Here is a 22,254-nt window from a genome sequence, read left to right as displayed (position 1 = left end):
GCACGACGGACGGTGCACGACGGACGGTGCACGACGGACGGTGCACGACGGACGGTGCACGACGGACGGTGCACGACAATGGGCCGCATGCTGGCTGACATCGTCGACTACCTCATCTGTCCTGTCTGCCGGGCCGACGTGCGGCTCGACGGGAGCACGCTGCGATGCGCCGCAGGCCACTCGTTCGACGTGGCCAAGCAGGGATACGTGAGCCTGCTGGTCGGAAACCGGCCGCCGGGCACCGCCGACAGCCAGGAAATGGTGGCTGCGCGGGCCGCCTTCCTCGACCGGGGCCACTACGCGCCGCTCGCGGACGCGGTTGCCGAAGCAGCCTCGGAAGCAGCGCGAACATATACGGCAAGCGACAACGTTCCCGAAAAACATGAGTCCTCTACCGAAACGAATGACGGCGGGGAGTTGAGGGCGTACCGTGTTGCGGGAGTGGAGGCCGGTTTCGGCGTGGGACAAGGTGGTCCCGGGCAAGAACCGGGTTTCGTCGAAGATCGTCGCGCGGAGGGCAGGGCCGCGCCGGTGATCGTCGACGCGGGCACGGGCACCGGACACTATCTGGCGGCTGTGCTCACCGCGATCAACGATGGCATCGGGATGGCGTTCGATGTGTCGAAGCACGCTGTACGCCGGGCGGCACGGGTGCATCCGAGGGCAGGGGCGTTCGTGGCCGACGTGTGGCGTCCGCTTCCCATCAGGAGTGGGGTGGCCGACGTGGTGATCGACGTCTTCGCGCCCAGGAACGGGCCGGAGTTCCGACGGATCCTGCGTCCCGGCGGCGTCGCGGTCGTCGTCACCCCCGCACCGTCGCATCTCAGCCCGCTGGTCGAGGAACTCGGCCTGCTCTCGGTCGATGAGGAGAAAGAGCGCAGGGTGGCTCGCAGCCTGGACGGTTTCGCCGAGTCGGAGCGGCGCTCGATCGCGTTCGAGATGGAACTGGAACATGGCGACATCGCCAAAGTCATCGGGATGGGACCGAATGCATGGCATAACGAGCCGGCCGGGCTTGATGAGCGAATCGCCGCATTTGTCGCTCGAAACGTCACAGAAGGACAGCGAAAAGTGGTGACGCGTGCGGCGTTCCAGCTGTCTATCTTCGAACCGGCCCCCCGATCAAGACCCGTTGCTTGACGGGCATGTGCGACCGGTGTTACTGATGGGGCATTTAGTCCGAAATTCCCCCACATTCTTGGAGTATTTCCCCGACGCAGGCGCAATACTGGACGGCATCCCGCGCCGGGAGGCGCGGGTCACTCAAGGGAGGGGGCGCGTCGGATGAAGGCGGAGGAACGCTGGCAGGCCAGGTTCCGGGCCTCGCGCATGACGCTGCCGTCCTGGGCGCGTCAGGCCCCGAACCGCTCCATCTACCGCTCCAACGCCACGGGAAAGTGGGAGGTCTACGCCTGGGACCGGCTGACCGGCACCACCCGCCAGGTCACCGACCGGCCCATGGGCACCGCGTACGCCGCCATCGACCCCACCGGCCAGTGGATCTACTGGTTCGCCGACACCGGCGCCGACTTCGGCGAGTGGCGGCGCCAGCCGTTCACCGGCGGCCTCGACGAGCCGGTCGCCCCCGACCTGCCGCCCGGCCAGCCCGGCGGCATCGCCCTGTCCACGACGGGCGTCGCCGCGATCAGCCTGGCCGCCGAGCGGGCCTTCCGCGTCCACCTCGTCCGCGAGGGCGAGCCCACCGAGCTGCTGTACGAGCACACGGAGGCCGCGTGGGTGGCCGCCATGTCACTCGACGGCTCCCTGATCGCCATCAACCACGGCGAGTACGGCAACTTCCGCCACCCGGCCCTGCGCGTCGTCCGCCAGAACGGCCGCACGGTCGGCGAGCTGCACGACGGCGTCGGCAAGGGCGTGACCGGCCTCGCGTTCGCCCCGGTCGTCGGCGACCGGCGCCTGCTGGCGCTGCACGAGCGCCGCCAGCGCCACGAGCCCCTCGTCTGGGACCCGGTCACCGGCGAGCAGCGCGAGATCTGGCTGCGCGACTCCGGTGACCTGAACGCCGAGTGGTACGACGACGGCCGCGGCCTGCTCATCCTGCGCGACGACCGCGGCCGCAGCTACCTGCACCGCTACGACCTCGCCGGCGGTGGCCTGACCCTCATCGACACCCCGCACGGCGTGATCGAGGAGGCCGCTCCCCGGCCCGGCGGCCAGATCGAGTACTCGTGGTCGAGCGCCTCGCGCCCGCCGGTCATCCGGTCGAGCACCGGCCAGGTCGTGGTCAACCCCAGCGGCCCGCCCGCCCCGCCGAGCGTGCCCGTCGAGGACGTGGACGTCGAGGGCGAGGGCGGCCGCATCCACGCGCTGGTCTCGAGGCCGGAGACCGGCGCCGTGCCGTATCCCACGGTGTTCCTGCTGCACGGCGGCCCGACCTCGAACGACCGCGACGCGTTCTCGCCGGAGGTCGCCGCCTGGGTGGACGCCGGCTTCGCCGTGGTGCGGGTCAACTACCGGGGCTCGACCGGCTACGGCTCGGCCTGGCGCGACGCGCTGCACGGCGACGTCGGCCACATCGAGCTGGCGGACGTCGCCGCCGTCCGGCAGTGGGTGGTCGACCAGGGCATCGCCGACCCGGCCAGGACGGTGCTGGCGGGCTCGGCGTGGGGCGGCTATCTCACCCTGCTCGGCCTCGGCACCCAGCCCGACCTGTGGGCGTGCGGCATCGCCGCGGTGCCGATCGCCTGCCACCAGACGTCGTACGAGGACGAGGCCGAGAGCCTGCGCGCCTTCCACCGCGCCCTGCTCGGCGGCTCCCCCGACGAGCAGCCGGAACGGTACGCGGCCAGCTCCCCGATCACCTACGTCGACCAGGTCAAGAGCCCGCTGCTGATCCTGGCCGGCGACAACGACGCGCGCTGCCCGCTGCGCCAGATCGAGAAGTACGTGGCCAAGCTGGCGGAGAACGGCCTCGAACACGAGGTCTACATGTACGACTCCGTCCGGGGCGCGCTCGTGGTGGCCGAACGGCTCGCGCAGACGGCGCTGCAACTGGAGTTCGCCCGCAAGCACGTGAGCCCGGCCTGGCGGCCGGTGGGCTGACCCTCCCGGGCCCCGACCTCCCGGCCGCACGCTTCCGGATGCTGTCCTCAGGCCCGCGTGCTCCCTGACCATGCCCTTGACCAGCGGCCGTTACGCCTGTCATCATCACGGCCACCGCAAGTAGCCGGAGGGCACACCATGAGCACCACCCCCAAGGGCCCGAGCCGGTCGGCGACATCCCAGGACCGCCCGCGCCCGTGAGGACCACGGTACCCCCGCACGACCCCACGCCCCCGGCGTGGAGCCACAGCGGCACGCGAACCGATCTAGCGGGCGCGCAGGACCACGATGGCCAGGTCGTCGGCGCTGGGCTCGGAGGCGAAGTCGGCCGCGCCCCTGCGGATGCGCTCGGCCACCGCCCTGGCCGACAGCCCGGCGCACTCGGCCAGCAGCTTGGCCAGGCCGCCGTCGTCGTCGAGCAGCCGCCCGCCCGAGCGCCGTTCCGTCACCCCGTCCGTCACCGCGAGCAGCACGTCACCGGGGTCCAGATGGATGGTGTCGGCCTCGAACATGACCTCGTGGAAGACCCCGAGCAACGACTGCGGCGTGGTCACGGCCTCGACCTTGCCGCCCGGCCGCAGCCGCAGGGCCTCGGGGTGACCGGCCGAGACCAGACGCACTTCCAGCCCGTCGGGCACGGGCGTGATGTCGCCGTGGAGCAGCGTGAGGAACCTGGCCCGCTCGCCCTCCTCCAGGATCGCCTGGTTGAGCCGGCCGAGCACCGCGGCCACGCCGTAGCCCTCGCGGGCCAGCAGTCGCAGCGTGTGGCGGGCCAGCCCGGTCACGGCCGCGGCCTCGGGGCCGGTGCCGCAGACGTCGCCGATCGCGAAGCGCCACGAGTCGTCGCCCGCCTTGAACAGGTCGTAGAAGTCGCCGCCGACCTCGTTGGCCTCGCCCGCGGGCTCGTAGATGACGCCGTAGTCGAGCCCGGGGACCTCGGGCTCGTTGGGCGGGAGCAGGCTGCGCTGCAGCGCCCGGTTGGCGGCGGCCTGCTGGGCGTAGAGCCTGGCGTTGTCCATGGCGAGGGCGGCGCGCCTGCCGATGTCCTCGGCGAACTGGATGACCTCGTCGGGGAAGCGGTCGGGCCGGCCCAGGCACATCATGCCGAGGCCACGCCCGCGCGCGGTCAGCGGCACGGCCAGCACCTGCGAGTCGGGCAGATGGATCGTGGAGGTGACCCTGGTGTCGGCGGCGTCGATGTCCATCCCGGCGAGCTGCTCGCGCAGGCCGTCGATCCTGGCCTCGTCGGCGTGCCAGAGGTAGACCAGCCGCAGCGGCCCGGAGTTGGCGGAGGTGTAGACGGCGCACCAGTTGGCCAGGCGCGGCACCACGACCTGGGCGATGATGGCCGGCACCATGTCGGGGTCGAGGGTGCCCGCCAGCAGGTCGCTGGCGTCGGCGAGAAACCCCAGCCAGTGGGGCCCTCTGCTGCTCTCCTCCAGCCATTCGGCGGCCACCCGGTCCACGGAGCCAGGTAGCGTGAGCCTAGCCCAATGGACACGGGAATCACCCGCAAAGGTGACTCCCCACTCCTCTACGTTGACAGAAGGGGGTTTCGGATCGCCCTGGGAAAGGTTTCGCTGCCGCAACTCCACTTGGACTGCGTCCCCGAAATGCTTCCAAATCACCTCAAACGGCTCGTCAGCGACCTGTTCGGTCAGGTCTCCTGCGACCTGCTCGGCGGTATGGAGCACGCCTCCGGTGGCCCACGCGGTCATCACCTCGCGCGTGAACCTCATCGCAGACGTCACAGCGGTCTCGCCGGGCGCGAACGTCGCAGCGAGTACCGCATGGGGAGAAGCAGTCATCCCACCGTGCCTACCACACTTCCCGCTGACTTGGGGTAAATCCAAGGGCAGGACTACGAGCTACTCATCGTGACAGACTTGAATCACTCGCCGGAGCCAGGTGCGAGTGAAGGAGGCCCCATGACCACGGCCAAGGCCGCGCCAAGCCCGGAGGAGAGGACTTACACCGAGTCGGATCTCGTGCCCATCCTGGAGACTCTCTTCTCCTGGCGTGACGGCGACTTCCGGCGGCGGGTTCCTCATGCGCCTCCCGGCATTCTCAGCGAGGTGCGGCTGCTGCTCAACGAAGTGGCCGACCGTCGCGAGCACCTCGCCAATGAGCTCGTACGCGTGCGTAAAGAAGTGGTCAAGGAGGGCCGCTTCGCCGAGCGGCTGACGCCCGGCCCCGGCGTCGGCGCCTGGGCGGAGAGCGTCGAGTCGGTCAACATGCTGATCGACGCCCTGGTGAGCCCGGTGAGCGGCGCGGCCGACGTCATCGACGCGGTCGCCAAGGGAGACCTGTCGCGGCGGATCGACCTCGACCGCTCCGCGCGCGGCGAGGTGCGCCGTCTGGGCAAGGCCATCAACGGCATGGTCGACCAGCTCGCGCTGTTCAACTCCGAGGTCACGAGGGTGGCGCGCGAGGCGGGCACCGAGGGCCGGCTGGGCGGCAGCGCCAACCTGCGCGGCATGTCAGGGAGCTGGCGCGACCTCACCGAGGCCGTCAACACGATGTCGTCGCGCGTGGCGGCCCAGGTGCGCGACATCGCCGTGGTGACCACCGCGGTGGCCAAGGGCGACCTGAGCCGCAAGGTCACGGTCGACGCCGTGGGCGAGATGTTCGAGCTGAAGAACACCGTCAACACGATGGTCGACCAGCTGTCCGGCTTCGCCGAAGAGGTGACCCGAGTCGCCCGCGAGGTCGGCACCGAAGGACAGCTCGGCGGCCAGGCGCAGGTGACCGGCGTGTCGGGCGTCTGGAAAGACCTGACCGACAACGTCAACTTCATGGCCAACAACCTGACCTCCCAGGTGCGCAGCATCGCGACCGTGGCGACGGCGGTGGCCCAGGGCAACCTGTCGAAGAAGATCACGGTGGACGCGCAGGGCGAGATCCTGCAGCTGAAAGACACCCTCAACACCATGGTGGACCAGCTGTCCTCCTTCGCCGACGAGGTCACCCGCGTCGCCCGCGAAGTGGGCACCGAGGGCAAGCTGGGCGGCCGGGCCGAGGTGAAGGGCGTGTCGGGCGTCTGGAAGGACCTCACCGACAACGTCAACTCCATGGCGAACAACCTGACCTATCAGGTCCGCAACATCGCCCAGGTGACGACGGCCGTGGCCAACGGCGACCTCACCCGCAAGATCGACGTGGACGCCCAGGGCGAGATCCTTGAGCTCAAGTCGACCATGAACACGATGGTCGAGCAGCTCTCCTCGTTCGCCTCCGAGGTGACCCGAGTCGCCCGCGAGGTCGGCACGGAGGGGCAGCTCGGCGGCCAGGCGCAGGTGCGCGGCGTGTCCGGGGTCTGGAAGGACCTCACCGACAACGTCAACTCCATGGCCAACAACCTGACCTCGCAGGTGCGCCAGATCGCGGCCGTGTCGTCCGCGGTGGCGCAGGGCAACCTGTCGAAGAAGATCACGGTGGACGCGCAGGGCGAGATCCTGCAGCTGAAGGACACCCTCAACACGATGGTGGACCAGCTGTCCTCCTTCGCCGACGAGGTCACCCGAGTGGCCCGCGAGGTCGGCACGCAGGGGCAGCTCGGCGGCCAGGCCAGGGTGAAGGGCGTGTCGGGCGTCTGGAAGGACCTCACCGACAACGTCAACTCCATGGCGAACAACCTGACCTATCAGGTGCGCAACATCGCCGAGGTGACCACAGCGGTCGCCAACGGCGACCTGACCCGCAAGATCGACGTCGATGCCCAGGGCGAGATCCTGGCGCTCAAGACCACCGTCAACCGGATGGTCGACCAGCTCTCCTCGTTCGCCTCCGAGGTGACCCGAGTCGCCCGCGAGGTCGGCTCCGACGGCCAGCTCGGCGGTCAGGCCCGGGTCGAGGGCGTCGAGGGCACCTGGAAGCGGCTCACCGAGAGCGTCAACGAGCTGGCCGAGAGCCTCACCACGCAGATCCGCGCCATCGCGACCGTGACCAGCGCCGTCGCCCGCGGCGACCTGACCCGCTCGATCGCCGTCGAGGCGCAGGGCGAGCTGGCCGAGCTGAAGGACAACATCAACTCGATGGTGGGCAGCCTGCGCGAGACCACGCAGGCCAACCAGGAGCAGGACTGGCTCAAGTCCAACCTGGCCCGCATCTCCCGGCTCATGCAGGGCCACCGCGACCTGCTCGAAGTGGCCAAGCTGACGATGAGCGAGCTGACACCGCTGGTCTCGGCCCGCTACGGCGCCTTCTACAGCATCGACCCCGAGGGCGACCACGAGCTGATCCTGATCGGCGGCTACGGCGTGCGGCCCGACCGGGGCCCGCGCCAGCGCTTCGGAATCGGCGAGGGCATCGTCGGACAGGCCGCGGCCGAGGGCAGGCACATCGTCCTCGACGACGTGCCGCCGCAGTTCATCACCATCGACAGCGGGCTCAGCCGCTCCACGCCGGCGCAGATCGTGGTGCTGCCGATCCTGTTCGAGAACCGCGTGCTCGGCGTGCTGGAGCTGGCCTCGTTCACGCCGTTCGGCGAGGTGCACCTCGACTTCCTGACACAGCTCGTCGAGACCATCGGCGTCACGATGAACACCATCATCGCCAACTCCCGCACCGAAGACCTGCTGACCGAGTCCCAGCGGCTCACCCGCGAGCTCCAGGAGCGCTCCGACGAGCTGCAGCGCCAGCAGGAGGAGCTGCGCAGGTCCAACGCCGAGCTGGAGGACAAGGCGGCGCTGCTGGCCAAGCAGAACCGCGCGATCGAGATCCAGAACTTCCAGATCGAACAGGCCAGGCGGACGCTGGAGGAGCGAGCCGAGCAGCTCGCGGTGTCCTCGCGCTACAAGTCCGAGTTCCTCGCCAACATGTCCCACGAGCTGCGCACGCCGCTCAACAGCCTGCTGGTGCTGGCCAAGCTGCTGACCGAGAACGCCGAGGGCAACCTGACCTCGCAGCAGGTCGAGTTCGCCAGGACGATCCACAGCGCGGGCTCGGCGCTGCTCCAGCTGATCAACGACATGCTCGACCTGTCGAAGGTCGAGGCGGGCCGGATGGACATCCATCCGATCCAGGTGTCGCTGCCGAAGATGGTGGATCTGCTGGAGGCCGCGTTCGCGCCGCTGGCCCAGGACAAGGGCCTGTCGTTCAGCGTCGAGGTCGACTCCGACGTGCCCCACGAGCTGCGCGCCGACGAGCAGCGCCTGCAGCAGGTGCTGCGCAACCTGCTGTCCAACGCGGTGAAATTCACGCCGCGCGGAGAGGTGAAACTGCGGATCACGACGCCGCCGGCCGGGGTCCAGTTCGACGACGACACCCTGCACGAGGCCGACGACCTGATGGCGTTCCAGGTGATCGACACCGGGATCGGCATCGCGCCCGACAAGCGCGACGTCATCTTCGAGGCGTTCAGGCAGGCCGACGGCACCACGAGCAGGAAATACGGCGGCACGGGCCTCGGCCTCGCGATCTGCCGCGACATCGCCCGGCTGCTCGGCGGCGAGATCCACGTGGACAGCGAGCTGGGCAAGGGCAGCACGTTCACGCTCTACCTGCCGGCCTCCTACACCGGCCCGCTGGCCGCGACCGACGGCGGGGCGGCGACCCGCCGTCAGCTCATGACGCCGCCGTCGGACGACAGCTCCGCGGCCACGCCCGAGCCGCCGCTGCCGCTCGACCTGCCGATGCCCGAGCTGGTCGAGCCGCCGGTCGAGACGCCCAGCCAGTGGCAGGGCGACGATCCGCTCAGCGGCGCCAAGATCCTCATCGTGGACGACGACATCCGTAACGTCTTCGCACTCACCAGCGTGCTGGAGCGACACGGTTCAACCGTCGTCTACGCTGAAAACGGACGGGAGGGTATCGAGCAGCTCGAACGCAACGAGGACGTCGCGCTCGTACTGATGGACATCATGATGCCGGAGATGGACGGCTGGGCCACGACCTCGGCCATCCGCCGCATGCCGCAGTTCGCGGACCTGCCGATCATCGCGCTGACCGCCAAGGTCATGCGGGGCGATCGGGAGAAGAGCATCGCCTCGGGCGCGTCCGACTACGTGCCCAAGCCGGTCGACGTGGACCGCCTGCTCGAACGCCTGCGCGGCTGGCTCAGCCGCGGACGGGGTGCCGCGTCCGACTCCTCACCGTCCGCCTCGTCAGCCGAAGGGTCGTGATCGATGCCGGATCGTGCCAAGATCCTCCTCGTCGATGACCGCGAGGAGAACCTGATCGCCCTCGAGGCCATCCTCAGCTCACTCGACCTGGTGCCCGTACGCGCCAGATCGGGTGAGGAGGCGCTCAAAGCGCTGCTCAACACCGAGTTCGCGCTGATCCTGCTGGACGTGCGCATGCCCGGCATGGACGGCTTCGAGACCGCCGCGCACATCAAGCGGCGCGAGCGCACCCGCAACATCCCGATCATCTTCCTGACCGTGGTCGACAGCGCTCCCGACTACGCCTTCCGCGGTTACGCCGCCGGCGCCGTGGACTATCTGACCAAGCCGTTCGACCCGTGGGTGCTGCGGGCGAAGGTGTCGGTCTTCTCCGAGCTGTACAACATGAACAAGCGCCTGGCCGAGCAGGCGAGCCTGCTGCGCGACCGCCTCAACGGCGAGCTGCCGCCGGGTGCGGGCGACCAGGCGTCGGTGCTGCCTGAGCTGTCGCGGCGGCTGACGGCGGTGGAGGACGAGCTGGCCCGGGTCAGGGAGCTGGCCCGCAAGTCGCAGGATCCGGCGCTGTCGGTGCCGCTGGCCGACCTGAACGAACGCCTGAGCCACCTGCGCGCCGGCTTCGACGCGCTCTCCTGATCTCCCACGCTCCGCCCCCGGGACATCCACCGCCCGGGGGCGTTTCGGTGTGTGGGGTCAGGCGGTCGCGCGGGCCTCGGCGACGGGCGAGGCCGGTCCCGGCGACCTGTGAGGGGTTACTGACGGGCGCGTTCCAAAGCGTCCCAGAAGCCGCGTCGCAGGGCGTGGCGTACTTCGTCGTGCAGCAGGAAGTCGATCGGCAACGACGATCCCTGCAGCAGCCGCGCCTCAAGGTCGGACGGCATGCGCGGCTTGCGCGCCAGGACGGCCTCCAGCCACAGCGCGGGCGCGTCGCGGGCGACGGAGTCGCCGAAGTCGTGGCCCTCACGGTGGGCGGCCTTGACGGCGTCGGACAGCGTGGTGGCGCCCGCCGTGGCCGCCGGCTGCGCGACGGGGGCCGGCTGCGGCCCGGTGTAGGGGCCGAGCTGCGCGGGCTGGTAGGCACCGCTCGACGGCGAGGAGAACTGGCCGGTGGTGGGGCTCGACTGCTGCGACTGCGCCTGGATCGGCCCGGTGGCCGGGGCGGCGGGCGGCGGCTCCTGCTGGTAGGTCGGCTGCTCCTGCTGGTAAGTGGGCTGCTCCTGCTGGTAGGACGTGTACGTGGGCAGCGCGGGCGGCGTCTGCGCACGTCCTGAGGAGTGCCCGTTCGACGAGGGCTGGCCGTTGTGCGAGGAGGAGCCGGCGGCGTGGCTGCCCGAATGACCGCCCGTGTGACTCGTCGTGTGGCCGCCGCTGTGACCGCCCGTGGTGGAGCCCATGGTGGAGCCCGTGGCGGACGGCAGCGAGGAGGGCGGCAGCGACGACTGCTGCGGGGCGGGCGGCAGCGAGTGGGAGGCGTGGCCGTTGCCGGCGGGCTGGTGGTGGCCGTTGGACGACTCGGTGATGCCGGTCAGCGTGCTGACGTAGGGGCGCAGGTGGACCGCTCCGAGCTCGACCAGGTCGTCGCACTCCTGCCGGAGCGAGCGCGAGACGGCCCAGCCGCCGTCGGCGGCGATGTGGATGACGCTCACCCTGATGCCGAGGTCCTGGGCGTCGCAGACGACCTGCGCGAGGTCCTCGTCGCCGCTGACCACCACCGCGTCGCAGATGGCGTTGTTGCGCGCGAGCGTCATGAGGTCGCGGTGCACCTGGGCGTCGACGCCCTCGCGCCGGCCCGGCCGGATGCGGGACAGCCTGAGCTTGAGGCCCGGTATGTCGGCCAGCGCGTCGTGCTCGGGAGTGCGCCGGCCCTCGACCGTCGCCTCGTACCAGTAACACCGAAGCAGCGGCAGCCCGGTGCGCTCGCGCGCCAGGTTGGTCATAAGCGCCAGCAGCCCTGGATAGTCCCAGGAGACCGCTTCGCGATGACGCGTGCCGTGCACGGCCATCGCCCCGTCAGCCAGCAGATAGCCAGCGTCCACGAACAGCGCACAGCGATCCACTGACACCGCCCCTTTCATGGTGGTCCGACCTTGCTGGCTCTGCACCGTCAGAGACCGGACTCGGCGGCCCTCTCTCAGGGTAATGAAAGCAGGTGATCGCGCGAGGGTTAATCCCGACGATTCGGCACTCGCGCATAGGTGCGCCAGAGCAATCAGGCGAACCGTACCAGTTTGTCCTGTTCGTGGTCACGAGCGCGCTCGCACGCTCAGCGCGGCGACTCCGAACAGCACCACGTCCTTGTCCGTGAGGATCGTCAGCGCGGGATCCACCCCGAGTTCGGCGCCGACCGTGTCGACGTCCATGCCGAACGTCAGCTCCCCCGCGCCGCTCGACGAGCCGTCGAAGACGTTCGCCAGGGCGCGCTCGCCGCCGGCGGGGGTCAGCGCGCCGGACCCGAGCGAGACCTTGTCGCCCTTGAGGTCGGCGTCGCCCTCCCACGTGACCAGTTCGACCCGCGCGGGCGCGGCCGCCGGGCTCAGCCCGCCGAGCGGGATCCGCGCCCGCCGCGCGCCGCCGCCGATCACCGCCGCCGTGTCCAGCACCACGGCCTGGCTGTACGGCTCCGCCGGATCCGTGACGATCAGCACCAGGCTCCATCCGGCATGGCGTGACACCCCTTCCTTCATGGGGGCGTCGGCCGCCCACCAGGTGCCGTTCGCGCGTACGTCGCCGACCAGCTCGCTCACGTCGGCGAACGCCTGGTAGACGGGGCCCAGCGGCAGCTCGCGCACCGTCACCTGGCCGGGCCGCACGGTCAGGTACTTCTTGCGGCCCGGCGCCCTGAGCTTGATCGGCCCGGCCCGCTCGCCCGTCGCCGACCAGTAGAGCCCCGCCCACACGACCTCGCCGCCCTTCGGCACGGACAGCTCGGCGCCGCTGGAGGAAGCGGTGTCGGACCGGTCGTCCTGGTCGAGCGCGGTCATCGGCCACAGGTCGTTGTCGCGCTGGGCTCCCTCGCGGCGCCTGGCCTCCAGGCAGCCCGCGCGCTCCTGCGGGCAGCTCAGCAGCGCGTTGCCGATCGCCCGCACGGTCACCTTCCCGTCGGTGGCGAACCTGGCGGGCGCGCCCGACCCGCGTACGCCCGTCTCGGCCTTGGCCAGCAGCCGCAGTGGGCCCGCCGCGATCCTGACGGCGGGCCCCGGGCCCTGCGGCGCCTCGTCGGCCACCAGCACCCGGAGGAACACGGTCGTGCCCTGCCCGGCGGCCAGCGCCTTCCTGACGCACCGCGCGCCGCCTTCGGCCGGGCGGCAGGCCCAGCCGTCCACCGTCCCCACCGTGCCCCCTGGACCCGCGGAACGCACAACGCCCGCGAAACCCCCTGTGCCCGCGGAACCCCCTGTGCTCGCAGCGCTCGTAGCCTTCGCAGAGCCCTCTGTGCCCGCAGCGCCCCCAGCGCCCCCAGCGCCCCCAGCGCCCCCAGCGCCCGCAGAGCCCGCAGAGCCCGCAGAGCCGGTAGAACCCGTCGCACCCGAGGAGCCCGGGTGCGCCGCCCTGTGGGCGTGGCGTGCGGTCGGGACGAGGGTGACGCCGGGTGGGAGGTCCACCTGGGCGGCCAGTTCTTCGCTGGGGGCGTCGCCGTAGTTGCGCAGGCGCAGGGCGACGATGCCGGGCTGGGCACGTACGAGGGAGCCGAGCGCGTCGATCGTGGCCCGCAGCCGGGCCCGGCCCGGCCGGTCCTTCCTGACCGGGGGCGGCACCTGGGCCGGCCGCTCGCTCGGCGGCGGCACCCGCACGCGTACCCGTGCCGGGTCGTCCTTCGCGGGAGGCTGCGCGACCCGTGGCGCCTCGGACGGCCGCACGGCCGGCCGCTCACTGGAGACCGGCAGCAGCACGGCGGCCGCAGCCACCGCGGCCGCCACGCTCATCGTGGCGCCGGCCACCGCCGCCTGCCGCCCCTTCGGCGCCCGTCGCAGCCGGCCGAAGGCGCGCAGCACGCCGCCCGCGCCGCCGCCGGCGACGGACGTCCTGGCCAGCGCCGCCGCGTAGCCGCCGAACAGCGGCCCGGCGATGAGCGGCCCGACCATGACGCGCAGCCCGCGGTTGACGTCGGTCAGCTCAAGCAGCACGCCGTGGCACTCCTCGCAGCCGTCCACGTGCTCGTCGATCGCCTTGGAGTCGCGCCTGGCCAGCCCTCCGCGCACGTAGGCGCCCATCTTGGCCAGCATCGGCCGGCACTCGTGCTCAGGCAGCGTCCCCAGGTGCAGTTGCAGGTACGCCTGCCGCAACCCCTCCCTGGCCCGGTACGCCAGCGCCGCCACGCCGTTGGCCGACAGCCCCAGCAGCGGCGCCACCCCGGCCGGCTTGAGCCGCTCGACCTCGGTGTGCCACAACACCGCCCGCCAGCGCTCGGGCAGCGACAGGAAGGCCCTGGCGATCAGCGACTTCTCCAGGCCGACGAGCGCCGGGTCGACGAAGGGCACCCCCGGGTCGTACAGCTCGATCTCTCCCGTGGTCACCTGGCGGCTCTCGACCCTGGACCGGTCGTAGACCGTGCGCCGGACGACGGTGAGCAGGTAGGTGCGGAAACCGGAGTCGGGACCACTGCCCCTGCCCACCAGGTCGAGGATCTTCGTGAACGACTCCGCGACCACGTCCTCCACCTCGGCGCCCCTGACGAGCTGCCGGGCCAGCGCGCGGGCGGCGGCGACGTGGCGCTCGTAGAGCTCCCCGTACGCGGCGGCGTTACCCGCCCTCACCGCCTGTAGCAGCTCCGCATCGCTCTGCGGCGTTTCGACACCCATAGTGACCTCACGATTACACGGGGTTGCCCCGCGCAATCATTCCGCATTCCCTGTCGTGGCTAAACCGCGTCGGCGGCTTTACTCGCGGAGCGGACGGGGACGTCCTGGCCGGAGGCATGGGCGGAGGCATGGGCGGCGGGCTCTCGCGCTGATCAGGACCATAAGCTTGGACCCATGACGGATCGCGACAACCTCCTGGCCGAGATCAAGCGCAAGGCCATCGTGCACGGCAAGGTCACCCTGTCCTCGGGCAAGGAGGCCGACTTCTACCTCGACCTGCGGCGGATCACGCTCGACGGGGTGGCCGCGCCGCTCGTCGGCAACGTGATGCTCGACCTGACGGCCGACCTCGACTACGAGGCGGTGGGCGGGCTCACCATGGGGGCCGACCCGGTGGCCGTCGCGATGCTGCACGCGGCGGCGGCGCGGGGGCGTTCGCTCGACGCGTTCGTGGTGCGCAAGGCGCAGAAGGCGCACGGCATGCAGCGGCGCATCGAGGGGCCGGAGGTCAAGGGGCGGCGGGTGCTGGCCGTCGAGGACACCTCGACGACGGGCTCGTCACCGCTGACGGCCGTGGAGGCGCTGCGCGAGGCGGGCGCCGAGGTGGTGGCCGTAGCGACCATCGTCGACCGGGGGGCCAGGGAGCGCGTCACCGCCGAGGGACTCGACTACCGCACCGCCTACACCCTCACCGACCTCGGCCTCTGACCGCCCGCGGACTCCGGCCTGGCTCGGGCTCCGGCCTGCCTCGAACGCCGGCCTGCCTCAGGCCCCGGCCTGGCTCGGGCTCCGGCCGACCGACCGGTCAGGACCGCGATCAGTCGGCGATCAAACGATGCTCAGCCGTCGTCGGAGTCGGACTCTGCCGGGGTGGCGGACTTCTCCGGGCCCCGGACGGTGAAGGCTTCGCGGGCGCCCGGCTTGCCCGGTTCGCGTAGTTCGCCGTTCTCCGTGACGCGGACCGTGCCGGCGTCGCTGAGCACCACGTCGAGCTCCGGCTCGAAGTAACTGACCTCCTCGCCCCTGCTCATCTCCCGGTACTGCAGCACGTCGCCGCCGGGCACGCGGACGGTGACGAGGGGGCAGGTCTCCGCGAGGCATTCGATCCGGACGGTCGGCGCCTGCGCGGTGGCAGCCGGTTCCGCGGCCCCGGGGGTGGTGTCCGTGGCCGGGGCTGAGGCGGGCTCACGCTCGGGCGGTGCCGTGACGTCCGAGCCGACCAGCGCGACACCGCCGATGACCAGCAGTGTCACCACGACCCCCGCCGCCACGAGGAGGAGCGCTAATCGGGCGATGCCCATCGGTTCTGAGCTGTGGCGTCCCACATGGGGCAGCGTACCCGCTGATGATCCTCCGCCCCAGCGCCGTCAGCCCCGTCTCAGAGCTGGTTGTCGCCGGCCTGGCCCACGCGGTGGTGCTTGCCGTTGGGCACGGGGAGCGACTTGGCCGCCCTGCGGTGCTTGATCGCCTCCACGAAGATGGGGATCAGCGAGATGAACACGATGACGAAGACGCCCGGCAGGATGTACTTGTCGATCTGCTTGGGATCGACCTGGCCGCCGAGGAAATGGCCGACCAGGATGAGGCCCTCGACCCAGACGATGCCGCCGACGACGTTCCAGACGAAGAATCGCTTGGGGCTCATCTCCAGCACGCCCGCGACGGGATTCATGAACGTGCGCACGATCGGCACGAACCTGGCCAGGATCACGGCCTTGGCGGGCCCGAACTTCTCGAAGAACTCCTCCGCCCGCAGCACGTGCTCCTTCTTGAACAACCGCGATTCGGGTTTGTCGAAGAGCCGGCGGCCGAAGCGGGCGCCCAGGAAATGCCCGAGCTGGGCGCCGGCGATGGCGCACAGCGGTGTGCCGATCAGCAGCACGGGCAGGGAGAGCGGGGCGATGCCCATTCCCGCCGCCACCGAGGCCGAGCTGAAAATCCCCGCGGCCACGAGCAGCGAGTCGCCGGGCAGGAAGAACCCGAGCAGCAAACCCGTTTCGGCGAAGATGATGGCGAGAACGCCGATGGTGGCGAATGCACCGAGAATGGTGAGCCACCAAGTCGGGTCGAGGAGATTCAGAAGCCAGTCCACGCCGAGAGCCTACTAGGAGCGGGCATGCGCGACATGACCATCCGAGAGGCGTTGTCACTACCACAGCGGGTAGTGAGCCGGGATACTGGGCCCTGGCGCGAAGCCGTAACTTCTCAGGGAGATGAATCATGCCTATTGCGACTCCAGAGGTCTACGCTGAGATGCTCGACCGGGCCAAGGCCGGCGGATTCGCCTACCCGGCGATCAACGTGACCTCCTCGCAGACCCTGAACGCCGCTCTGCGCGGCTTCGCCGAGGCCGAGAGCGACGGCATCGTGCAGGTCTCGACAGGCGGCGCCGAATTCCTCTCGGGCGCGACGGTCAAGGACATGGTCACGGGCGCGACGGCGCTGGCCGAGTACGCGCGGGTCGTGGCCGCCAAATACCCCGTGACGGTCGCCCTGCACACCGACCACTGCCCGAAGAACAAGCTCGACGGCTTCATGCGGCCGTTGATCGACATCTCGCTGGAGCGGGTGGCCAAGGGCCTCGACCCGCTGTTCCAGTCGCACATGTGGGACGGCTCCGCCGTACCCCTGGACGAGAACCTGGAGATCGCCAAGGAGCTCATCGACAAGTGCGCCAGGGCGCGGATCATCATGGAGATGGAGATCGGCGTCGTCGGCGGCGAGGAGGACGGCGTCGTCGGCGAGATCAACGAGAAGCTCTACACCACGGCCGAGGACGCGCTGGCCACCGCCGAGGCCGTCGGCATCGGCGAGAAGGGCCGCTACATGCTGGCGGCCACGTTCGGCAACGTGCACGGCGTCTACAAGCCCGGTCACGTCAAGCTGCGGCCGAGCGTGCTCAAGGAGATCCAGGAGGCGGTGGGCGCCAAGTACGGCAAGGAGAAGCCGTTCGACCTGGTCTTCCACGGCGGCTCCGGCTCGCTGCTGGAGGAGATCCAGGAGGCCATCTCCTACGGTGTGGTCAAGATGAACGTCGACACCGACACCCAGTACGCCTTCACCCGCCCGATCGCGGACCACATGTTCAAGAACTACGACGGCGTGCTCAAGGTCGACGGTGACGTCGGCAACAAGAAGGCCTACGACCCGCGCGCGTACGGCAAGTCCGCGGAGGCCGGGATGGCCGCCCGCGTCGTGGAGGCGTGCCAGAGCCTGAAGAGCACTGGGACGAAGATCTCCTAGCCAGTTCAGCGGCTCGGCGGGTATGACTTGTCCTATGGATAACCTTCTCGCCGGGCCGCCCCCGACTCACCTGCCGGACCTGCCCGAGGCCAGGGAGGCGCTTGAGGCCGGGGCCAAAGCCTCCGACGTGGCCGCCCGCTTCCCCGCCTACCCGGCGGCGTGGGCCGCGCTCGCGGAGGAATACTTCGCGCAGGGACACGCCGTCACCTCCTATGCCTTCGCCCGTACGGGCTACCACCGCGGGCTCGACGCGCTGCGCCGCAGCGGCTGGAAGGGTCATGGGCCCATCCCGTGGGAGCACGAGCCCAACAGGGGCTTCCTGCGCTGCCTGTACGCGTTGTCCCGTGCCGCGCAGGCGATCGGTGAGAAGGACGAGGCCGAACGGTGTCTGCAGTTCCTCAAGGACAGCACGGAAACGGGGTACGACGCGCTGACCAAGGGATAGCTCTTGGGACGAATAGACACGTTCGGGTAGTCTCTCTACGCAAGAGCCCCTGCCGCGCTTGCGTCAGGGGTTTTCGTTTTGTGCTCGGGAGACTGAACCATGCCGGCTGCCGTTCTCGTTGGTGCCCAGTGGGGCGATGAGGGCAAGGGCAAGGCCACCGACCTGCTCGGTGGCGACGTCGACTACGTCGTCCGCTATCAGGGTGGCAACAACGCGGGACACACCGTGGTCATCGGTGACCAGAAGTACGCGCTGCACCTGCTGCCCACCGGGATCCTGTCGCCGGAGGTGGTCCCCGTCATCGGCAACGGGGTGGTGATCGACCCGGGCGTGCTGCTGGGCGAGATCGACGGGCTGGCCGAGCGGGGCATCTCCGCCGAGCGGCTGCTGATCTCGTCGAACGCGCACCTGATCATGCCGCACCACAAGGCCCTCGACAAGGTCACCGAGCGCTACCTCGGCAAGGCCAAGATCGGCACCACCGGGCGCGGCATCGGTCCCGCGTACGGTGACAAGATCGCCCGCATGGGTGTGCGCGTGCAGGACCTGCTCGACCCGGGCATCCTGGCCAAGAAGATCGAGGTCGCCCTGACCGAGAAGAACCAGGTGCTGACCAAGGTCTACAACCGGCGCGGCATCGAGCCGGCCGCCGTCCTCGACGAATACCTCGCCTACGCCGAGCGGCTCAAGCCACACATCGCCGACACCTCGCTGGTGCTGTCCAAGGCGCTGGACGACGGGAAGTTCGTGCTGCTGGAGGGCGGGCAGGGCACGCTGCTCGACATCGACCACGGCACGTACCCGTTCGTCACGTCGTCCTCGCCCACCTCGGGCGGCGCGTGCGCGGGCGCCGGCATCCCGCCGAACCGGCTGACGAAGATCATCGGCATCCTGAAGGCGTACACCACCCGCGTCGGCTCCGGCCCGTTCCCGACCGAACTGACCGACGAGATGGGCGACTGGCTGCGCCAGACCGGCGGCGAGTACGGCGTCACGACCGGCCGCAACCGCCGCTGCGGCTGGTTCGACGCGGTGATCGCCCGGTACGCGACCCGCATCAACGGCGTCACCGACTACTTCCTGACCAAGCTCGACGTGCTGTCGGGCCTGGAGCGGATTCCGGTGTGCGTGGCCTACGAGGTGGACGGGGTCCGGCACGACGAGATCCCGATGACGCAGACCGACTTCCACCACGCCAAGCCGATCTACGAGGAGTTCCCCGGCTGGCAGGAGGACATCACCAGCGCCAAGGCGTTCGACGACCTGCCGCCGAACGCGCAGGCGTACGTGCGGACGCTGGAGGAGATGAGCGGCGCCCCGATCTCCGCCATCGGCGTCGGCCCCGGCCGCGACCAGACCGTCGTGGTCCGCCCCCTGGTCTGAGCTCCCTCCGAGGGACCGCGCGTCGTTCAGGCGGAGGTCAGGACGGCGGCGGTCACCGGGGTGTGCAGGCGCCAGCCGAGGGTTTCGTACAGGGCCTGGCCCTGGGCGGTGGCGACCAGGACGCCGGTGCGGGCGCCTCGCAGGGCCGCCGTGGCCGCGATCGTCTTCATGACGATCGTGCCGAGGCCGCGGCGGCGGTGGCCGGCCGCCGTCTCCACCCGGTCCACGACCGCCGTCGTGCCCGCCACCGCGAACTGGCCCCGCGCCGCGACCTCGCCCGCCGCCGTGAGCAGGCGGGCGACGGTGACGCCCGATCGGGTGGTGACGGCCAGGGTGTAGCCGGGGGGAGCGGCGGGGGCGTCACGGACGAGCGGGGTGGTCATCATGTACTCGGGCTCCTGCACGGCCCAGCCGGGCGGCAGGTGCGGGGCGACGGACTCGACCGGGGCGCACAGCTTGAGCCAGGTGCCGGGGACGGTGAGGGTGCGGGTCAGGTGGCGGAGGATCTCGGGCGTCGGGGTGGCCAGGACGTGGCGGGCCACATGACCGGGCAGGCCGACGTCCACGCGCAGACCCCACGGCTCGCGTACGGGCCGGGGGACGCTGCGGGAGATGACCCATCCTTCAACCCATGCCCGAACTACGGGGGAATGGGCTTGTTTGAGAACCTCCGTCATGGAGAACAGCCTATTGTCTGCCCAGATTCATCCGACCGGGCGTAGCAGGATAAAAAGGACACGGCGTGGCGGCGCCTGGTCGTGCCCCGCGCCAGGTAGGGTCCCGGTTGTGCACGTTGAGATACATGGCCACCGGGGGGCTCGCGGCCTCTGGCCGGAGAACACCCTGCCGGGGATGAGCCGGACGATGGAGCTGGGCGTGCATGCGCTCGAGCTCGACGTCGCGCTCACCGCCGATCGGCGCCTCGTGCTCACGCACGACCTCACGGTGTCGGCCGTGACCAGTGCCGACCGGCGTCCGGTCTACGCCGGCGACCCGCTCTACCCGTACGTCGGCAAGCCCATCAACGCACTCACCCTGGCCCAGCTGCGCATGCTCGACGTCGGCGTACGGCTGCCGCGCCACCCCGACGACCCGTTCGCGCTGACGCAGGTCCCCATGCCCGAGACCCGCATGCCGACGCTCGGCGCGGTGCTGGGGCTGGTCAACGCCTACGAGGCGGAGAGCGTACGGCTGCACGTCGAGCTCAAGTCCGACCCGACGCGGCCTGAGGTCACCCCCGACCCCGAGCTGTTCACCGCGCTGGTCGTCGAGGAGCTCGACCGGCACGGCCGGCTCGACAACGTTGCCATCCTCAGCTTCGACTGGCGGATCATCACGCACGCCGCCGAGCTGGCGCCGGGCACGCGGCGCTTCGCGCTGATCGAGCTGGACACCCTGCACTGGAACGACGGCGTGGGCGACGACGTGCCCGCCGCCGCGCGTGCGGCCGGGGCCACCACGCTCTCGCCCGAGCACATCATGGTGGACGAGAGCCTGATGGCGCAGGCCGAGGCGGCCGGGCTCGACGTGGCGGTCTGGACGGTCAACGAGCCCGAGCTGGCGGCCAGGATGCTGGACCTGGGAGCGGCCGGGATCGTCACCGACTATCCCGACCGGATGCGGGAGCTGTGGCGGGAGCGGGGGCTTCCGCTGCCCCTGCCGGTCGCCCCGCTCCGGCCTGTGAGCGTCTGAGCCGACCGGCGGGTTCCGCCTGTCAGAGCCAGCCGTTGCGGCGGAAGCCGCGGTGCAGCAGGACGCAGGCCGTGATCATGACCGCGAGCACGGCCGGATAGCCCCAGACCTGCTTGGTCTCCGGCATGAAGTCGAAGTTCATGCCATAAATTCCGGCGATCATCGTGGGCACGGCCAGGATGGCCACCCAGGAGGAGATCTTGCGCATGTCCTCGTTGGCCAGCGCGTTGGAGCGGGCCAGCGCGGCCTGGAGGATCGAGCTGCACAGCTCGTTCGACGCCTCGACCTGCTCGCACACGCGCGACAGGTGGTCGCCGACGTCGCGGAAGTATTCACGCATGGCGGAGGGGACGACCCGGCGCTGGGGCAGCGCCGACAAGGGGGCCTGGAGCGGGGTGACGGCCCGCTTCATCTCCAGCATCTCGCGCTTGAGCTGGTAGATCCGGTTGATGTCACGGGAGCTGACGTCGGCGAAGACGGTCGCCTCGACCTCTTCGAGCTCCAGCTGCATCAGGTCGGCCACCTGGAGGTACTGGTCGACCACGTGGTCGGCGATGGCGTGCAGGACGCCGGCCGGACCCCGGTCCATCAGCTTGGGCTCGTCTTCGAGGCGCTCGCGGACGCCGGTGAGCGGGCAGTGCTCGCCGTGCCGCACCGTGACCACGAAGTCCACGCCGAGGAACACCATGATCTCGCCGGTGGCGATGATCTCGCTGTTGGCGGTCAGCTCGTCGTGGTCGAGGTAGGCGATGGTCTTGAGCACCATGAACAGCGACTCGCCGTAACGCTCGACCTTGGGCCGCTGGTGGGCCTTGACGGCGTCCTCGACGGCCAGCGGGTGCAGCCCGAAGACCTCGGCCAGCCACTCCACCTCGGGGGCGGCGGGCTCGTGCAGCCCGACCCAGACGAACGCGTTGACGCCGTCGGAGCTCTTGTTGTGCTCACGGACGAGGTCGAGCGCCTCGACGATGCCGGAGGCGTCGACCTTCTCGCCCTGTACGTAGGCGCCGAACTCGACTATCGAGTCGACGGGCGGCACGCACACCTCGCGTACGGGCTTGACGAGCTGGTGCGGAACCCGCGTGGGCACGGGGTGCCGGTTGATGCGACGGAAAAGGGTGGACGAGCGCATGGCAGTCCCTTTCCGCCCGACCAGGGACGCTCCACGCGCGATGAAGTCACCTCAATCAACACAGATTGCGTGGAGGCACGATCAGGCTGCCGAATTGGAGTGGTCGGGGGTATTCAGGTCGTACGTGTGCGAGCACGTACTGCTGGGATCACCAGGATTCATCCCGGACCACCTCCAATCGCATGGGGACGCCGCGAAGCCGCCTCAAGCTACCACAGGCGGGTGAACCTCAATGACGATACCCGCCCGCAGTCCTTCCGCTCAGGTAGAACTCCACAAAGTTTCTTGCCTATTCCGGCAGATGCCGTCCCAACCCGTCCGGCGGACGCTGATCGTGCCGTCCAGCGGGCGCCGTCCTCGGTGACCGGAGGGCGCGTC

At 70.2% G+C, this 22,254-nt stretch carries 16 protein-coding genes; 9 read left to right on the top strand and 7 right to left on the bottom strand.

The window, feature by feature from the left end:
- Positions 1-87: 87 nt before the first annotated feature.
- Both AB0C28_RS03855 and AB0C28_RS03850 read left to right on the top strand, forming a co-directional pair.
- Positions 88-1,140 carry a putative RNA methyltransferase gene (locus tag AB0C28_RS03855; protein WP_358073016.1) on the top strand — a complete coding sequence of 351 codons (1,053 nt, stop codon included), beginning with the start codon at positions 88-90 and terminating at the stop codon, positions 1,138-1,140.
- Between the two features lie 144 nt (positions 1,141-1,284).
- A complete protein-coding gene (locus tag AB0C28_RS03850) occupies positions 1,285-3,063 on the top strand; it encodes a prolyl oligopeptidase family serine peptidase (protein ID WP_358073015.1) in 1,779 nt (592 codons plus the stop codon).
- Positions 3,064-3,329: 266 nt separating this feature from the next.
- Here the strand turns inward: AB0C28_RS03850 and AB0C28_RS03845 are convergent, their stop codons facing one another.
- Positions 3,330-4,529 carry a SpoIIE family protein phosphatase gene (locus tag AB0C28_RS03845; protein ID WP_357838945.1) on the bottom strand — a complete coding sequence of 400 codons (1,200 nt, stop codon included), beginning with the start codon at positions 4,527-4,529 and terminating at the stop codon, positions 3,330-3,332.
- A 462-nt stretch (positions 4,530-4,991) separates the two neighbouring features.
- Between AB0C28_RS03845 and AB0C28_RS03840 the strand changes: the two genes are divergently transcribed.
- Both AB0C28_RS03840 and AB0C28_RS03835 read left to right on the top strand, forming a co-directional pair.
- The gene (locus AB0C28_RS03840) at positions 4,992-9,185 is read left to right on the top strand and encodes a HAMP domain-containing protein (RefSeq protein ID WP_357838948.1); all 4,194 of its coding nucleotides are present in this window, start codon (positions 4,992-4,994) and stop codon (positions 9,183-9,185) included.
- Between the two features lie 3 nt (positions 9,186-9,188).
- Positions 9,189-9,818, top strand: a complete 630-nt coding sequence (locus tag AB0C28_RS03835; RefSeq protein ID WP_346107323.1) for a response regulator — start codon at positions 9,189-9,191, stop codon at positions 9,816-9,818.
- A 116-nt stretch (positions 9,819-9,934) separates the two neighbouring features.
- Here the strand turns inward: AB0C28_RS03835 and AB0C28_RS03830 are convergent, their stop codons facing one another.
- Both AB0C28_RS03830 and AB0C28_RS03825 read right to left on the bottom strand, forming a co-directional pair.
- Entirely contained in the window at positions 9,935-11,239 is a 1,305-nt protein-coding gene (locus AB0C28_RS03830; protein WP_358073181.1) for an NYN domain-containing protein, read from the bottom strand.
- A gap of 186 nt (positions 11,240-11,425) precedes the next feature.
- Positions 11,426-13,981, bottom strand: coding sequence for a sigma-70 family RNA polymerase sigma factor (locus AB0C28_RS03825; RefSeq protein ID WP_358073014.1), 2,556 nt, complete (start codon positions 13,979-13,981; stop codon positions 11,426-11,428).
- A 174-nt stretch (positions 13,982-14,155) separates the two neighbouring features.
- Here AB0C28_RS03825 and pyrE point away from each other — a divergent pair, with 174 nt between their 5' ends.
- Positions 14,156-14,689: an orotate phosphoribosyltransferase gene (gene pyrE, locus AB0C28_RS03820; protein ID WP_346102362.1), complete on the top strand. Its 534-nt coding sequence runs from the start codon at positions 14,156-14,158 to the stop codon at positions 14,687-14,689.
- A gap of 131 nt (positions 14,690-14,820) precedes the next feature.
- On the opposite strand, the gene AB0C28_RS03815 is transcribed toward pyrE, so the two are convergent.
- Both AB0C28_RS03815 and AB0C28_RS03810 read right to left on the bottom strand, forming a co-directional pair.
- Positions 14,821-15,306: a hypothetical protein gene (locus AB0C28_RS03815; RefSeq protein WP_358073013.1), complete on the bottom strand. Its 486-nt coding sequence runs from the start codon at positions 15,304-15,306 to the stop codon at positions 14,821-14,823.
- Positions 15,307-15,359: 53 nt separating this feature from the next.
- On the bottom strand, positions 15,360-16,073 hold the full coding sequence (locus AB0C28_RS03810) for a VTT domain-containing protein (RefSeq protein ID WP_357838961.1): 714 nt from the start codon (positions 16,071-16,073) through the stop codon (positions 15,360-15,362).
- A gap of 128 nt (positions 16,074-16,201) precedes the next feature.
- Here AB0C28_RS03810 and fbaA point away from each other — a divergent pair, with 128 nt between their 5' ends.
- From fbaA to AB0C28_RS03795, 3 genes are all read left to right on the top strand, one after another.
- Positions 16,202-17,224 carry a class II fructose-bisphosphate aldolase gene (fbaA, locus tag AB0C28_RS03805; protein ID WP_357838964.1) on the top strand — a complete coding sequence of 341 codons (1,023 nt, stop codon included), beginning with the start codon at positions 16,202-16,204 and terminating at the stop codon, positions 17,222-17,224.
- Between the two features lie 34 nt (positions 17,225-17,258).
- Positions 17,259-17,669, top strand: coding sequence for a DUF3151 domain-containing protein (locus tag AB0C28_RS03800; RefSeq protein ID WP_357838966.1), 411 nt, complete (start codon positions 17,259-17,261; stop codon positions 17,667-17,669).
- A gap of 99 nt (positions 17,670-17,768) precedes the next feature.
- Positions 17,769-19,052: an adenylosuccinate synthase gene (locus AB0C28_RS03795; RefSeq protein WP_357838969.1), complete on the top strand. Its 1,284-nt coding sequence runs from the start codon at positions 17,769-17,771 to the stop codon at positions 19,050-19,052.
- A gap of 26 nt (positions 19,053-19,078) precedes the next feature.
- Here AB0C28_RS03795 and AB0C28_RS03790 read toward each other — a convergent pair whose 3' ends face one another.
- Positions 19,079-19,729 carry a GNAT family N-acetyltransferase gene (locus AB0C28_RS03790; protein WP_358073012.1) on the bottom strand — a complete coding sequence of 217 codons (651 nt, stop codon included), beginning with the start codon at positions 19,727-19,729 and terminating at the stop codon, positions 19,079-19,081.
- Positions 19,730-19,838: 109 nt separating this feature from the next.
- On the opposite strand from AB0C28_RS03790, the gene AB0C28_RS03785 reads away from it, so the two are divergent.
- Positions 19,839-20,744 carry a glycerophosphodiester phosphodiesterase family protein gene (locus AB0C28_RS03785; protein WP_357838975.1) on the top strand — a complete coding sequence of 302 codons (906 nt, stop codon included), beginning with the start codon at positions 19,839-19,841 and terminating at the stop codon, positions 20,742-20,744.
- Positions 20,745-20,766: 22 nt separating this feature from the next.
- Here the strand turns inward: AB0C28_RS03785 and corA are convergent, their stop codons facing one another.
- On the bottom strand, positions 20,767-21,876 hold the full coding sequence (gene corA, locus AB0C28_RS03780; protein WP_346102349.1) for a magnesium/cobalt transporter CorA: 1,110 nt from the start codon (positions 21,874-21,876) through the stop codon (positions 20,767-20,769).
- Between the last annotated feature and the right edge of the window lie 378 nt (positions 21,877-22,254).

Origin of the sequence: Nonomuraea sp. NPDC048892 (genome assembly GCF_040649735.1) — a bacterium.
GTDB classification, from domain to species: Bacteria; Actinomycetota; Actinomycetes; order Streptosporangiales; family Streptosporangiaceae; genus Nonomuraea; species Nonomuraea maheshkhaliensis.
The sequence above is the reverse complement of the archived record's forward strand: the minus strand, read 5'-3'. Positions and strand labels throughout refer to the sequence as shown.

Excerpts from the sequence above, each read along its gene's own strand:
- AB0C28_RS03855 (WP_358073016.1), top strand. The coding sequence starts at position 88 with ATGCTGGCTGACATCGTCGACTACCTCATCTGTCCTGTCTGCCGGGCC.
- AB0C28_RS03850 (WP_358073015.1), top strand. The coding sequence starts at position 1,285 with ATGAAGGCGGAGGAACGCTGGCAGGCCAGGTTCCGGGCCTCGCGCATG.
- AB0C28_RS03840 (WP_357838948.1), top strand. The coding sequence starts at position 4,992 with ATGACCACGGCCAAGGCCGCGCCAAGCCCGGAGGAGAGGACTTACACC.
- AB0C28_RS03835 (WP_346107323.1), top strand. The coding sequence starts at position 9,189 with ATGCCGGATCGTGCCAAGATCCTCCTCGTCGATGACCGCGAGGAGAAC.
- AB0C28_RS03825 (WP_358073014.1), bottom strand. The coding sequence starts at position 13,981 with ATGGGTGTCGAAACGCCGCAGAGCGATGCGGAGCTGCTACAGGCGGTG.
- pyrE (WP_346102362.1), top strand. The coding sequence starts at position 14,156 with ATGACGGATCGCGACAACCTCCTGGCCGAGATCAAGCGCAAGGCCATC.
- fbaA (WP_357838964.1), top strand. The coding sequence starts at position 16,202 with ATGCCTATTGCGACTCCAGAGGTCTACGCTGAGATGCTCGACCGGGCC.
- AB0C28_RS03800 (WP_357838966.1), top strand. The coding sequence starts at position 17,259 with ATGGATAACCTTCTCGCCGGGCCGCCCCCGACTCACCTGCCGGACCTG.
- AB0C28_RS03795 (WP_357838969.1), top strand. The coding sequence starts at position 17,769 with ATGCCGGCTGCCGTTCTCGTTGGTGCCCAGTGGGGCGATGAGGGCAAG.
- AB0C28_RS03790 (WP_358073012.1), bottom strand. The coding sequence starts at position 19,729 with ATGACGGAGGTTCTCAAACAAGCCCATTCCCCCGTAGTTCGGGCATGG.
- corA (WP_346102349.1), bottom strand. The coding sequence starts at position 21,876 with ATGCGCTCGTCCACCCTTTTCCGTCGCATCAACCGGCACCCCGTGCCC.